Here is a 13,932-nt window from a genome sequence, read left to right on the forward strand (position 1 = left end):
TGCCGCCGAGTTCACCTCACCGTTCCCAGATCCGGCGCACCTCGCCTCCGGGGTCTTCACGAACCGTCCAGCGGTCGCCGATCACTGCCGTGGCCCGGCGGCGGGTGTCGTACGGCGCCCAGCCGGGGTCACCGGAGCGGGCGAACCGCACCCAGGCGGCATGCATCCGGGGAGCCAGGTCGGGAGGCGGGGTGCCGGGGCCGAACAGGGCGTCGGGGCCCCGCAGTTGCGCCGGGTCCAGGCCGAAGACGAAGGGGAGCTCGACCGTGTGTGTGGCGCCCAGCAGGCCGTCGAAGGCGCGCGAGCGCCAGTCGAACAGATAGCTGTAGGTGGCGCCGGAGGACCGCTCGGCGTGGGCATCGGCCAGCGCCCGGCTGCCGGCGCCGAACAGCGCGTCGCCCATGACGGCCGAGCGCAGCTCTCCCGGGGTGGCCTTCGGGCGCGCCGCGCGATAGGCGGCGACGAGCAAGTCCGGTTGGGGGTGCGAGCGTTCGGCGGCGGCGCGGACATCGGCCATGGTCGAGGTGGCGTAGGCGCCGGAGGGGACGAGGTAGAGGTTGCCCTCCTCGGTGTTGGTGCCGACGAGGAGATCGATGCCGGTGCTGCCGTGCCCGGCGGCGACGGCGTCGGCGGGCTGGCGGTCCGCGACCACGCTGAAGGGGCTGAGCCCGATCAGCGGGTCGTAGGCGGTGGCGGTCCGCAGGTCGATGCCGCTCAGTCCCGCCGTGGCCTCGACCAGGCGCGCGTCGGAGAGGGTCTCGAAGGCCTCGGCGTGCGGAGCGACGCCCAGAGCGGCGGCTGCCGCCTCGGTCACCCGGGCCGCCTGCTCGGGCGAGAAGGCGCCGAGGCCGCTGCCGCTCTGCACGATGGCGCGTCGGACGAGGCCTCTGCTCTCGGGCTCGGCGACGACGGCGCCGGTGAGGGTGGCGCCCGCGGACTGGCCGAAGAGCGTGACCTGGTCGGGGTCGCCGCCGAACGCGGCGATGTTCTGCCGTACCCAGCGCAGGGCGGCGATGACGTCGAGCAGACCGCGGTTGCGGGGTGCGCCTGGCAGGTCGAGGAAACCGGCCGCACCGAGGCGGTAGTTGACGCTCACCAGGACGACTCCGTCGCGCGCGAAGGCGGCGCCGTCGTACAGGCTCGCCCTCGTCGAACCCGCCACGAAGCCTCCGCCGTGCACGAAGACCATGACCGGCATGGGCTGGCTGTGGCTCTGGCTCTGGTTCTGGCTGCCGGGGTGGTCGGGGGTCCAGATGTCGACGGTGAGGTAGTCGTCGCCGGGCACCCAACCGGGGCCGAAGTAGGGCGACATGTCGATGGAGCCCAGGTTCCGCTCGGGCTGCGGCGCGGTCGGCCCCGCCGCGGTCGCGTCCCGGACGCCGTCCCACGCGGCGCGCGGCTGCGGCGCGGCGAAGCGTCCGGTGCGGGCCGGGGGCGCGGCATACGGGACGCCGCGGAAGACGGCGACGCCCTCGTGGCGGGTTCCGGCGACCACGCCCTGCGCGGTGGTCACGGTGCGGGTTCCGCCATGGGTTCCCGTGCGGTGCTCGGTGGTCATGCCTTCGCCACCTGTGCCTCGCCTTCACCTTCACGCGCGTACGGCGTGAAGGGAGCCCACCCCTTGATGGCGAACGCGTTGCCCGAGCGCTCGACCTCGGCCGCGGCGTGGCCGCCCAGATGCGCGGGAACGACGAGCGCGTTGTGGTCGGCGGCCCAGCCCAGGATCCGCCGGCGCGTGGCGCGGGCACCGGCGGGGTCCTCGCAGAAGCAACTGTTGTGCTCCGGATCGACGAGCTGGACGACACTGTGCAGGAGGTCGCCCACGAAGACCGCGCGGTCCGTCCCGCTGGCGAGCGTGAGAACACTGGATCCGGGGGTGTGCCCAGGGGCGGCTTCGAGGAGCAGGTCGGTGTCGATGCGGTGGCTGCCTTCCCAGAGGTGCACCTGGCCCGCCCGGTGCACCGGGGCGACGCTGTCCTCGAAGACGTTCTGGTTGCCGCGGCCGAGCAGGGACTCGTGGCCGTTCTCGGGGTTCCAGAAGTCGTAGTCGTCCTTGGCCATCAGGTAGGTGGCGTTCGGGAAGGTGGGGACCCAGTCCCTGCCGTCCAGGCGGGTGTTCCAGCCGACGTGGTCGATGTGCAGATGCGTATTGATCACGATGTCGACGTCCTCGGGGGAGACCCCCGCTCGCGCCAGGCCGTCGAGGAAGCCGGTGCGCAAGTGGCTCCACACCGGGGAGTACGGACGCTCCTTGTGGTTGCCCACGCCCGTGTCGACGAGGATGGTCTTCCCCTGGCTGCGCAGCAGCCAGCTCTGGATCGCGGAGTTGACGATGTTCGTCCGCGGGTCGAGGAAGTCGGGCGCGTGCCAGGCGCTGTCGTCGCGCCAGGAGTCCTCCGGGGCGGTGGGGAGGAATTGGCCCGGCGTCATGTCGACGGGGCCGTAGTACTCCTTGACGCGGGTGACGCTGACGTCACCGAGTTCGATCTGTTCCATGAGAGTGCTCCATGACCGGGGTCGGCGTGGCTTCGGAACCACCACCGTCGTCGGGTCCGCGCAGGTCAGCCAGACCCGCCGCTGCCTACCCCGGACAGGGTCAGGCTGCCGTACGCGGGCCGATGCAGACTGGGGGACATGAGCGAACGAGGCCGGCTCGGCGACTTCCTGTACGCACGGCGTTCCCAGCTGCGTCCCGCGGACGTCGGCCTGAAGGACTACGGCGACCGGCGGCGCGTGGCGGGTCTGCGCAGGGAAGAGATCGCGCTGCTCGCCGGTGTCAGCGCCTCGTACTACACCAGGCTTGAGCAGGGCCAGTCGACCGGGGCGTCCCCCGAGATCCTGGACGCCGTCGCCCGCGCCCTGTGCCTCAACGAACTGGAGCGCAGGCATCTGCACGACCTTGCCGACGCGGGCCGGAGGCGGACCCCCGCCCGTCGGCCGCGACCCGAGCAGGCAGGAACGACCACCCTCCACCTCCTGAGCACCCTGGAGAGCGTTCCGGCACTGATCAGCGGCCGCCGCGCCGACGTCCTCGCCTGGAACGACCTCGGGCACGCGCTGTTCGCGGCGCATATGAGCCCGGACAGCCCCCAGCGGGCGGGGGAGCGCCCCAACCTGGCGAGGATGCTCTTCCTGGACCCCCACACCCGCGCGCTGTACGCCGACTGGCCCGCGAAGGCCAAGGCGGTCGTCGAGAATCTGCGGATGGTCGCGGGACGCCACCCCGACGACACGCTGCTTGCCTCGCTGATCGGTGAACTCACGGTCAAGAGCACGGAGTTCGCCGCCATGTGGGCGGGCCACCGGGTGCACCCCTGCGACTTCGCCAGCTACGAGATGCGCCACCCTCTCGTCGGCACCCTCACCGTGACCCAGCAGAGCCTCAACCTCCCCCAGGCCGCTGACCAGCACCTGGTGCTCGCCGTCACCGAGCCCGGCTCGCCGTCGCGGCAAGCCGTCAGCCTCCTCGCGCAAGCCACCGCCATCGCCGCAACCGCCCCCGCCGACGACCACACCCGCCGCGACGCGGACCGGTCGAAGCGTGCCCCGGTCTCCGGGCCCGGGACAAGCTCCAGGAATTAGGAAGGCGAGCGCCCCTCCAACGCCGTCTGCCAGCCCGGCAGTTCGGCCTCGCGGACCGGCGCGGCCCGCCGCCCGCCCCGCGCGAAGAAGTCGGCCAGCGGGAGCGTCGCCGCGCCGACGGTCACCGCGTCCGGGCCGAGCCGTCCGAGCCCGATGCTGACGCGCCCCGCCGGGTAGGACAGCGCGTAGGTGGGGATGTAGCGCTTCACGGCGGTCAGGAAGCGCTGCCCGAGCTGGAGTCCGGCCCAGCCGCCGACCAGGATCCGCTCCGGCTGGAAGAGGTTGATCAGGTCGGAGAGACCCGCCCCCAGGTATTCGGCGGTCTCCTCCAGGACCAGCAGAGCCGTCGGGTCTGCGGCGCCGCCGCTCTGCGGATAGGCGGCGTTGAGCATGGCGGTGAGCCCGGACTCCTCGTCCATGCCCCCGGGCGGACGCCCGCCCGCCTCCTGCCACCGTTCGAGCAGCGCCTCCGCCCCCGCGTACGCCTCCAGGCAGCCGTGCGCACCGCACCGGCACCGTCTGCCCTGCACCCGCACGGTGAGGTGCCCCCACTCGACGGCGCGGCCGTGCTCCGCGTCCTCGGTGACGACGCACGCGCCGACACCCGAACCGAACAGGACGACCACCGCGTTGCGCGTCCCGCGTCCGGCGCCGAACCACATCTCCGCCTGGCCGAGCGTCTTGGCGCCGTTGTCGATGAAATACGGTACGGATGATGGGAGTTGAGTCGCCCCCCGGTCCGTGTCCCGGAGCAGTGACTCCAGCGGGACCGCGTCCCAGCCGATGGTCTGCCCGTGCACGACGGCACCGAGCTCTCCGTCGCGCGCGACGATTCCGGGTACACCGATCCCGACGCCGAGGAGCCCCTCGTCCGTGACGCCCGCCGTGTCGAGGACCTCGCCGATCCCATCGCGGATGTGCTCGGCGATGCCGCCGGGGTCATGGCCTTTCAGGGTCAACGGCCGTTCCGCTCTGGCGAGTTCGGACAGGGAGAGGTCGAAGAGTTCGACGCGTACGCGGGTCTCGCCGACGTCCACGCCGATCAGCTGACCCCGGCCGGGCGCGACCCGAAGGAGCGTACGCGGGCGCCCGCCGTCGGACTCCACGCTGCCCGCCTCCTCCACCCATCCCTCCGTCACCAGCTCGGCCACGACATTGCTGATGGAACCTGAACTCAGCCCGGTGGCGGGGCCGAGCGTGAAGCGGCTCATCGGTCCCTCGAAGTACAGCCGTTGCAGTACGGCGGCGCGGTTCTCCCGCCGCAGGTCGTGCACCGTACGCCCGTTGCGCTGCCCAGCCATGTGATTCCTTCCGGCCTGCTCTGCCTCGAAGTTGGTTCTGTGTGACCCCTTGACGGTATCTTCCCTGCCGGTTTAACTCACGTCCTAAATTAAGTCATGAGGTCATTCAAGAGTTGAACACAGCGCCGGTTCCCTACGGCACTGGGCCATCCGCCCCATGACTCCCTCCGGAAGGGACACCTGGAGCCATGCGCAGATTCCGAGCCGCCGCCGTAGGCGCCGCCACACTCTCGCTCGCCCTCACCGCGTCCGCCTGCGGCGGCGGTTCGACGACGGGCGGCGGAGGGTCCAACGACTCGCCGAAGACGCTGACCTACTGGGCGTCGAACCAAGGACCCAACCTCGAGGCGGACAAGAAGATCCTCAAGCCCGAACTCGCCAAGTTCGAGAAGCAGACGGGGATCAAGGTCAAGCTCGAGGTCGTCCCCTGGTCGGACCTGCTGAACCGGATCCTGACCGCGACGACGTCGGGCCAGGGCCCCGACGTCCTGAACATCGGCAACACCTGGAGCGCGTCACTCCAGGCCAGCGGAGCCCTGCTGCCCTGGGACGCGAAGAACTTCGGGAAGATCGGCGGCAAGGACCGCTTCGTCGAGTCCGCGCTCGGCTCGGCGGGGGCGCCGGACAAGGACCCGGCCGCCGTCCCGCTGTACTCCATGGCGTACGCCCTCTACTACAACAAAAAGATGTTCGAGGACGCCGGCATAGCGAAGCCGCCCGCCACCTGGGACGAGATGGTCGAGGACGGCAAGAAGATCTCCAAGGGCGGCAAGTGGGCCCTGGGCGCGGAGGGGGCGAACCTCTCCAACAACATCCACCAGGTCTTCGCCCTCGGCAAGCAGCACGGCGCCGACTTCTTCACCAAGGACGCCAAGGCCGACTTCACCTCGGACGGCGCGGTCGCGGCCGTGAAGCAGTACGTCGACATGATGGCGAAGGACAAGATCATCGCCCCGGGCAACGCCGAGTACGCGCAGAACCAGTCTCTGAGCGACTTCTCCAAGGGCAAGACCGCGATGGTGCTCTGGCAGGCCGCCGCCACCACCTTCAAGTCGCAGGGCATGAGCGACGACGAGTGGGGCGTGGCGCCGGTGCCGGTCCAGTCCGGCGCCCCGGGCCAGGGCAAGGCCACCAACTCGATGGTCGCCGGCATCAACATGGCCGTCTTCAAGAACACCAAGAACATCGACGGCTCGCTGAAGTTCGTGAAGTTCATGACGAGCGACGCGGAGCAGAAGATCCTCTGCAAGTCCTACGGCTCCGTGCCGCCCGTCAAGGCCGCCCAGGAGGACGCCGCCTTCGACCGCCCCGAGCTGAAGGTGCTGCGCGACACCCTCGCCAAGAGCGCCGCGCCCCTGCCGCAGGTGGCCAACGAGTCCCAGTTCGAGACCGCGGTCGGCACCGCCGTCAAGAAGCTCTTCGCCGACGCCGCGGCCGGCCGTGAGGTGACCACCGCGTCGGTGAAGGCCGAACTGGTCAAGGCTCAGCAGCAGATGTCCCAGCAGTGAGCGACACGTCCATGACCACCACCACGACGACCATCGTTCAGGACGCGAAGGAGCCGCCCGCGACCGCCCCGCAGAAACAGCGGGGCCCGCGCCGCCGCCCCGGACGGCTCCGCCGCATCGGCCTGCCGTACCTCCTGCTGCTCCCGGCCCTGCTGCTCGAACTCCTCGTCCATCTGCTGCCGATCGTCATCGGCGCCCTGATGAGCTTCAAGGAACTCACGCAGTTCTTCATCCGCGACTGGGGCGCCGCGCCCTGGTCGGGCCTGGACAACTACGAGATCGCGGTCGACTTCGACGCACCGGTGGGCGAGGCGCTGCTGCACTCGTTCTTCGTCACGTGCGCCTTCACCCTCCTCTCGGTCGGCCTCTGCTGGCTGATCGGGACGACCGCCGCGATCTACCTCCAGGAGGCGTTCAAGGGGCGCGGCTTCCTCCGGGCGCTCTTCCTCGTCCCGTACGCACTGCCCGTGTATGCCGCGGTGATCACCTGGGGCTTCATGTTCCAGCGTGACAACGGCCTGATCAACCATGTGCTGCACGACCAGCTTGGCCTCACCGACAGCGCGCCGTTCTGGCTCATCGGCGACAACAGCTTCGTCGCGCTGCTCACCGTCTCGGTGTGGAAGGGCTGGCCGTTCGCCTTCCTCATCATGATGGCCGGGCTGCAGAACATCCCCAGGGAGATGTACGAGGCGGCAGCGCTGGACGGCGCCGGGATGTGGCAGCAGATCCGCCGCATCACGCTGCCGTCCCTGCGGCCGGTCAACCAGGTCCTCGTCCTCGTGCTCTTCCTGTGGACGTTCAACGACTTCAACACGCCGTACGTCCTGTTCGGCCGGGCGGCGCCCGAAGCGGCGGACCTGATCTCCATCCACATCTATCAATCCTCGTTCGCCACCTGGAACTTCGGCACCGGCTCGGCCATGTCCGTCCTGCTGCTCCTGTTCCTGCTCGCGGTGACGGGCGTCTACCTGTGGATCACGTCGCGCGAGAGGAAGTCCGTGCATGTCTAGCCTCCGCATGGCGGCACGGCCCCGCGGGGCCGCGAAACCCCGCTCTCCGATGGCGGCGCCCCGCTCGTTCCTGTGGTCACGGCGGATCTTCCTGACGCTGCTCACCGGGTTCGTGCTGCTTCCGGTGTTCGTGATGGTCTCCAGCTCGCTCAAGCCCCTCGAAGACGTGTCGGGCAAGTTCCGCTGGATGCCGAGCGGGCTCACCGTCCGCCCGTACATCGACATCTGGAAGACCGTCCCGCTGGCGAAGTACTTCATGAACTCGCTGATCGTGGCGGGCGCGGCCACCGTCTGCTCGGTGGTGATCGCCGTCTTCGCTGCCTACGCCGTCAGCCGCTACCAGTTCCGCGGCAAGCGCGTCTTCACGGTGACGGTCCTGTCCACCCAGATGTTCCCCGGCATCCTGTTCCTGCTGCCGCTGTTCCTGATGTACGTCAACATCGGCAACGCCACGGGGATCGCCCTGTTCGGCTCGCGGGCCGGTCTCATCCTCACGTATCTGACCTTCTCGCTGCCCTTCTCGATCTGGATGCTGATCGGGTACTTCGACTCGGTGCCGCGCGACCTGGACGAAGCGGCGCTCGTCGACGGCTGCGGGCCGGTCGGAGCGCTCTTCAGGGTCGTCGTGCCGGCCGCGATCCCCGGCATCGTCGCGGTCGCCGTCTACGCGTTCATGACCGCCTGGGGAGAAGTGCTCTTCGCCTCCGTCATGACGAACGAGGCCACCCGCACCCTCGCCATCGGTCTGCAGGGCTACTCCACCCAGAACGACGTCTACTGGAACCAGATCATGGCCGCCTCGCTGGTCGTGAGCGTGCCGGTGGTCGCGGGCTTCCTCCTGCTCCAGCGCTATCTGGTCGCCGGCCTCACGGCCGGAGCCGTCAAGTGACCCACCCCCTCCCGCCTGATTCCCTCACGTCTGAGAGGACGTCCGTGTCCGAGCTCATCGACCTTGCCGCACTCCCGCACGACTTCACGTGGGGCACGGCCACATCGGCGTACCAGATCGAAGGGGCCGTCACCGAGGACGGCCGTTCCCCCTCGATCTGGGACACCTTCTCGCACACCCCCGGAAAGATCGACAACGACGATCACGGCGACGTGGCCTGCGACCACTACCACCGCTGGCGCGAGGACATCGCGCTGATGAAGCAACTGGGCACCAACGCCTACCGGTTGTCCCTGGCCTGGCCGCGCATCGTGCCCGGTGGCGACGGCCCGCCCAACGCCAAGGGCCTGGACTTCTACGACCAGTTGATCGACGGGCTGCTCGAAGCGGGCATCACACCGTCGGTGACCCTCTACCACTGGGACCTGCCGCAGGTGCTCCAGGACCGCGGCGGCTGGCCCGAGCGGGAGACGGCCGAGCACTTCGCCGCGTACGCGTCCCTCGCCGCCGAGCGCTTCGGCGACCGCGTCACCCAGTGGGCCACGCTCAACGAACCCCTCTGCTCGGCGTGGATCGGCCACCTCGAAGGCCGGATGGCCCCGGGCCTGACCGACCTGACCGCCGCCGTGCGCGCCTCCTACCACCTGCTGCTCGGGCACGGTCTCGCCACCCAGGCGATCCGCGCCGCGGCGCCCGGCGCGCAGATCGGCATCGTCAACAACCTCTCCACGGTGGAGCCCGCCAGTGACCGCCCCGAAGACGTGGCGGCGGCCCGCCGCGTGGACGGCCACACCAACCGCTGGTGGCTGGACCCGGTCCACGGCCGTGGCTTCCCCGCGGACATGCAGGAGGTCTACGGGGTCGAACTCCCGGAGCGCGCAGGCGACTTGGCGACCATCGCCCAGCCGCTGGACTGGCTGGGCCTGAACTACTACTTCCCGGCCGTGGTCTGCGACGACCCCGCGGGCCCCGCGCCCTACGCCCACCAGGTGCGCCGCGAGGGCGTCCCCCGCACGGGCATGGACTGGGAGATCGACGCGAGCGGCATCGAGACGCTCCTGCTGCGCCTCACGAACGAATACGGCGCGCGCAAGCTGTACGTCACCGAGAACGGCTCGTCCTACCCCGACGTCGTACGCCCCGACGGGACGATCGACGACCCGGAGCGCACCGACTACCTGATCCGCCACCTCGCGGCCTGTGCGAGCGCCGCCCGCAAGGGAGCGCCCCTCGCCGGGTACTACGCGTGGTCGCTGCTCGACAACTTCGAGTGGGCTTATGGCTACGACAAGCGGTTCGGCCTGGTCCACGTCGACTACGAGACGCAGCGCCGCACCGTCAAGGGCAGCGGCCTGCGCTATGCCGACATCATCCGCGGCCACCAGGGGCGGGTGAGCCGCGCCGCCTGACGGCGGCCCCGAGCGTGCCGACAGCGGCTCCCGGCTCTCCGCCGATCCGGGGGCCGCTGCGGCGTCCTTGGCCCGCCTTCCTGCTCTCGGGTCCGTCAGGTGGAGTTCGGGGTGACCTTTCGGCTCTCCTTCGCGGCCGCGCCCGTACACACGAGGCCGAGCAGGAGGGTGAGGGCGCCGATGATGACGTTGGTGAGGACGACGCCCATGTCGGGGCTGGTGCCCACGACCCACGGCGACACGATCATCCATACGCCCATGGCGCACATGGCCCAGCTCAGGCCGTACATCCTGGCCGGTGCGACGGTGAATCCAAGACCCAGCAGGCCGATCGCGATGCCCATGATGAGGTTGTGCGTCGCGAGGACGGGCTGGCTGGTGGTGAAGTGGACCACCCAGGGGGAGATGGCACAGAAGAGGCCCGTGAGGAACACGGGCCCGTCCACGAGTGCCACGTCGCGTCCACCGAGTACGCGGGCGTATCGATCCCGCATTTCTGATACGTCAGGGTGAGCGGCTATGTCTCCCCTGTGTGAGACGTCGGCCATCTGACTCGTCTCCTCTGGTTCGTGCAGGCCTGATCACGTCGCGCGGCGGGATGTCGCGCACATCCATTCTGCTCTTATTTTTTCTTTATGCGTAATTGAGGGCGATATGTGATCCGCCGATGGCCGCCCGTACGGGGGACCAGAACGCGCCGTCCCCCGGCACGCCCGCTGGAATGGACACGTGACCGCGCCCCCGGACGACTGCCTAGCGCGCAACGAGTGGATCTGCGGTGAGTATCTGAGCACCCGCCGCCAGATCATCCTCGACGCGGTCCTCCAGCATCTGGAGCTGACCGCGGTATCCGTCCTCATCGCGCTCGTCATCGCCGTCCCGCTGGCCGTCGTCGCCCGCCGCTGGGCCCTGGCGGCCGGTCCTGTCCTCGCGCTGACCACGGTCCTCTACACGATCCCCTCGCTCGCGATGTTCTCGCTGCTCCTTCCCGTGTACGGCCTCTCCGCGTCCCTCGTGGTCGCGGGACTCGTCCTGTACTCACTGACGCTGCTCGTCCGCAACATCCTGGCCGGTCTGCGCGCCGTCCCCGAGGACACCCGGCAGGCCGCCCGGGGCATGGGATACGGGCCCATCCGGCTGCTGCTCACCGTCGAACTGCCGCTCGCGCTGCCCGCCGCGATGGCGGGCCTGCGCATCGCCACCGTCTCCGCGGTCTCCCTCGTCACGGTCGGCGCGATCGTCGGCTTCGGCGGGCTCGGCAACCTCATCTACGCGGGCATGAACACCTACTTCAAGGCGCAGGTCCTGACCGCGTCCGTGCTGTGCGTCGTCATCGCCGTACTGGCCGATCTGCTGCTCCTTGGCGTGCAGCGGATCCTCACCCCGTGGACGAGGGCGGTCCGCTCATGAACACCATCAGCGATGCCTGGCAGTGGCTCACCGACTCGGCGCACTGGGCGGGCGACGACGGCATCTGGCACCGGCTCACCCAGCACATGGTCCTCACCGTGGTCTGTCTGCTGCTGAGCTGTCTGATCGCGCTGCCGGTCGCACTCGTCCTGGGCCACCTGGGCAAGGGCGGCGCCCTGGCGGTCAACATCTCCAACGTCGGCCGCGCGGTCCCCACCTTCGCCGTCCTCGTCCTGCTGCTCCTCACCCCGATCGGGAACTGGGGCGAGGGCCCCACCGTCGTCGCGCTCGTCCTGTTCGCCGTGCCGCCGCTGCTCACCAACGCGTACGTCGGGATGCGCGGGGTCGACCGCAGCGTCGTACAGGCCGCGCGGGGCATGGGCATGACGGGACGGCAGATGCTGTGGCGGGTCGAACTGCCGCTCGCGATGCCGCTGGTCCTCAGCGGGGTGCGGATCGCCGCCGTGCAGCTCGTCGCCACCGCAACGATCGCGGCGCTCGCCGGCGGCGGGGGGCTCGGCCGGATCATCACGGCCGGGTTCAACCTCGCCAGTACACCGCAGGTGGTGGCGGGGGCCGTCCTCGTCGCCGTGTTCGCGCTGATCGTCGAGGGACTCTTCGAGATCGGCGAACGGCTCGCTCCCGGGTGGGCGCGGGGGAGAGGTCGTACGGGATGAAGCGGCGTACGGGTGCGGGTGCGGGTGCGGCGGTGGCCATGGTCCTGCTGCTGTCCGGCTGCGGGTCGGGGCCGTCCCTGGAGACGCAGGGCGAGGTCACCGCGCCGCCCGGCGACAGCCACCACCTGGTCGTCGGCTCGGCGGGGTTCACCGAGAGCGACCTGCTCGCCCAGATGTACTCCCTGCTCCTGACGAAGGCCGGATACGGCGCGGAGATCCTCTCCGTGGCCAACCGCGAGCTGTACGAACCGGCGCTGGAGGCCGGGCAGATCGACGTCGTCCCCGAGTACGCGGCGACGTTCGCGGACTGGCTGAACGCCAAGAAGAACGGCGCGGACGCGAAGCCGGTCGGCTCCCCCGACCTGGACGCCACGATGAAGGCCCTGCGCGGACTGGCCGCCCCGCGAGGTCTCACCGTCCTGGACCCGGGGAAGGCCGTCGACCAGAACGCGTTCGCCGTCACCGCGTCCTACGCCGAGCAGCACCGCCTCAAGACACTGAGCGACCTCGGCAAGTCGGGCCTGAAGGTACGCCTCGCCGCGGGCGACGAATGCGTGCAACGCCCGTACTGCGAACCCGGCCTGAAGAAGGTCTACGGCATCGACGTCACCTCCGTGGACCCCAAGGGCGTGGGCACGACCCAGGCCAAGAAGGCCGTGCAGAGCGGCCAGGACCAGATGGTCCTGACGACATCGACGGACGCCACGCTCGACAACTTCGGCCTGGTCCTCCTGAAGGACGACAAGAAACTGCAGAACGCCGACTACATCGTCCCGGTGGTCAATCGCTCCCGCGCCGGCAGCAAGGGCGTGGCGAACGCACTGGGCCGCCTCAACTCGGTCCTGACGACGGCGGACCTGGCCTCCATGAACGAACAGGTGGACAGCTGGCGTCGGCTGCCGCAGGACGTGGCGCGGACGTACCTGGAGGAGAAGGGGCTGCTCTGACCGAGCCCGCGGCGGCAGGCGGGCGCGGGCTCAGGCGTCGGCGACGGAGTCGAACTCCACCTGGGTGCGTGGGACGCCCTGGGCGTCCGCGTCCACCGAGCGGCGCAGGGCCTCGTGGAGCTTGGCGGGGGTCAGTACGCCGAGGAAGCGGGCCCCGTCGAGGACCGCGACCCAGCCCGCGTCGTGCTGGAGCATCACGCCGAACGCCTGCTTGAGCGGGGCGCCGACCGGGACCCAGGCCTTCATGCGATGGGCCAGGTCGCCCACTCTGCCGCCCTCGCCGGCCAGGGTCACCTCGTCGATGCCGACCCAGCCGTGCAGATCGCCGTCCGTGTCCAGGACGACCGCCCAGCGGGCGTCCTGCTCGCGCAGCCTGGCCGCGGCCTGCGCCGCGGGCTCGTCCAGCTTGGCCACCACCGGCTGCTCCAGGTCCTCCGCCAGGATCTCGGTGACCGAGAGACGCTTCAGGCCCCGGTCCGCGCCCACGAACTCGGCGACGTACGGCGTCGCCGGAGTGCCAAGCACCGCCCCAGGTGTGTCGAACTGCTCGATGCGTCCCTGCCCGTACACCGCGATCCGGTCACCGAGCCTGACCGCCTCCTCGATGTCGTGCGTGACCAGGAGAACCGTCTTGCGGACCGCCGCCTGCATCCGCAGGAACTCGTCCTGCAACTGCTCGCGCACCACCGGGTCGACCGCGCCGAACGGCTCGTCCATGAGGAGCACGGGCGGATCGGCGGCCAGGGCGCGTGCCACGCCGACACGCTGGCGCTGGCCGCCGGACAACTGCTCGGGATAGCGGGAGCCGTACGTCTTGGGGTCAAGGCCCACCAGGTCGAGCAGCTCGGCCGCCCGCGCCCGCGCCTTCGCCTTCTTCCAGCCGATCAGTGCGGGGACGGTCGCCGTGTTGTCGAGGATCGTCCGGTGCGGGAAGAGCCCCACCTGCTGGATGACATAGCCGATACGGCGGCGCAGCCGGACCGGGTCGACGTCCGCGATGTTCTCGTCGTTGACGAAGATGCGGCCCGCCGTCGGCTCGATGAGGCGGTTCACCATCATCATCGTGGTCGTCTTGCCGCACCCGGACGGTCCGACGAGCGTGACCAGTTCACCCTCGGCGACCTCGAAGGACAGCTCGTCCACGGCCATGGTGCCGTCCGGGTAGCGCTTGCTCACCTGCTCGAACCGGATCATGC

Annotated in this window: 13 protein-coding genes; 8 read left to right on the forward strand and 5 right to left on the reverse strand. The window is 70.0% G+C overall.

The features are described 5' to 3' along the window. Nucleotides 1-16 precede the first annotated feature (16 nt). Both ACFUPX_RS00715 and ACFUPX_RS00720 read right to left on the reverse strand, forming a co-directional pair. Nucleotides 17-1,558 carry a carboxylesterase/lipase family protein gene (locus ACFUPX_RS00715; protein ID WP_383313616.1) on the reverse strand — a complete coding sequence of 514 codons (1,542 nt, stop codon included), beginning with the start codon at nt 1,556-1,558 and terminating at the stop codon, nt 17-19. Continuing rightward, nucleotides 1,555-2,496, reverse strand: coding sequence for an MBL fold metallo-hydrolase (locus ACFUPX_RS00720; RefSeq protein ID WP_383313618.1), 942 nt, complete (start codon nt 2,494-2,496; stop codon nt 1,555-1,557). Before ACFUPX_RS00720 ends, ACFUPX_RS00715 begins: the two co-directional genes overlap by 4 nt. 138 nt (nt 2,497-2,634) lie before the next feature. Here ACFUPX_RS00720 and ACFUPX_RS00725 point away from each other — a divergent pair, with 138 nt between their 5' ends. After that, on the forward strand, nt 2,635-3,582 hold the full coding sequence (locus tag ACFUPX_RS00725) for a helix-turn-helix domain-containing protein (RefSeq protein ID WP_383313620.1): 948 nt from the start codon (nt 2,635-2,637) through the stop codon (nt 3,580-3,582). On the opposite strand, the gene ACFUPX_RS00730 is transcribed toward ACFUPX_RS00725, so the two are convergent. Continuing rightward, the gene (locus ACFUPX_RS00730) at nt 3,579-4,883 is read right to left on the reverse strand and encodes an ROK family protein (RefSeq protein ID WP_383313622.1); all 1,305 of its coding nucleotides are present in this window, start codon (nt 4,881-4,883) and stop codon (nt 3,579-3,581) included. The genes ACFUPX_RS00725 and ACFUPX_RS00730 overlap by 4 nt on opposite strands. A gap of 188 nt (nt 4,884-5,071) precedes the next feature. Between ACFUPX_RS00730 and ACFUPX_RS00735 the strand changes: the two genes are divergently transcribed. From ACFUPX_RS00735 to ACFUPX_RS00750, 4 genes are read left to right on the forward strand one after another with little or no spacing between them, the layout of a single operon-like run. Beyond that, entirely contained in the window at nt 5,072-6,391 is a 1,320-nt protein-coding gene (locus ACFUPX_RS00735) for an ABC transporter substrate-binding protein (RefSeq protein WP_383313624.1), read from the forward strand. Nucleotides 6,392-6,402: 11 nt separating this feature from the next. Continuing rightward, nucleotides 6,403-7,404: a carbohydrate ABC transporter permease gene (locus ACFUPX_RS00740; protein ID WP_383313626.1), complete on the forward strand. Its 1,002-nt coding sequence runs from the start codon at nt 6,403-6,405 to the stop codon at nt 7,402-7,404. Then, nucleotides 7,397-8,293 (forward strand): carbohydrate ABC transporter permease, encoded by an 897-nt coding sequence (locus ACFUPX_RS00745; protein ID WP_383313628.1) that lies wholly within the window; start codon nt 7,397-7,399, stop codon nt 8,291-8,293. The genes ACFUPX_RS00740 and ACFUPX_RS00745 overlap by 8 nt, the downstream gene beginning before the upstream one ends. Before the next feature lie 44 nt (nt 8,294-8,337). After that, entirely contained in the window at nt 8,338-9,702 is a 1,365-nt protein-coding gene (locus ACFUPX_RS00750) for a GH1 family beta-glucosidase (protein WP_383313630.1), read from the forward strand. Nucleotides 9,703-9,797: 95 nt separating this feature from the next. On the opposite strand, the gene ACFUPX_RS00755 is transcribed toward ACFUPX_RS00750, so the two are convergent. After that, nucleotides 9,798-10,250, reverse strand: coding sequence for an SPW repeat protein (locus tag ACFUPX_RS00755; protein WP_383313632.1), 453 nt, complete (start codon nt 10,248-10,250; stop codon nt 9,798-9,800). 181 nt (nt 10,251-10,431) lie between these two features. Here ACFUPX_RS00755 and ACFUPX_RS00760 point away from each other — a divergent pair, with 181 nt between their 5' ends. From ACFUPX_RS00760 to ACFUPX_RS00770, 3 genes are read left to right on the forward strand one after another with little or no spacing between them, the layout of a single operon-like run. Beyond that, nucleotides 10,432-11,112, forward strand: a complete 681-nt coding sequence (locus tag ACFUPX_RS00760) for an ABC transporter permease (protein WP_383313634.1) — start codon at nt 10,432-10,434, stop codon at nt 11,110-11,112. Further along, on the forward strand, nt 11,109-11,789 hold the full coding sequence (locus ACFUPX_RS00765; protein WP_383313635.1) for an ABC transporter permease: 681 nt from the start codon (nt 11,109-11,111) through the stop codon (nt 11,787-11,789). Before ACFUPX_RS00760 ends, ACFUPX_RS00765 begins: the two co-directional genes overlap by 4 nt. A 38-nt stretch (nt 11,790-11,827) precedes the next feature. Continuing rightward, nucleotides 11,828-12,736, forward strand: coding sequence for an ABC transporter substrate-binding protein (locus ACFUPX_RS00770; RefSeq protein ID WP_383313909.1), 909 nt, complete (start codon nt 11,828-11,830; stop codon nt 12,734-12,736). A gap of 30 nt (nt 12,737-12,766) precedes the next feature. On the opposite strand, the gene ACFUPX_RS00775 is transcribed toward ACFUPX_RS00770, so the two are convergent. After that, nucleotides 12,767-13,930, reverse strand: a complete 1,164-nt coding sequence (locus ACFUPX_RS00775; protein ID WP_383313637.1) for an ABC transporter ATP-binding protein — start codon at nt 13,928-13,930, stop codon at nt 12,767-12,769. Between the last annotated feature and the right edge of the window lie 2 nt (nt 13,931-13,932).

The sequence above is a fragment of the Streptomyces sp. NPDC057302 genome, assembly GCF_042667685.1.
GTDB lineage: Bacteria > Actinomycetota > Actinomycetes > Streptomycetales > Streptomycetaceae > Streptomyces.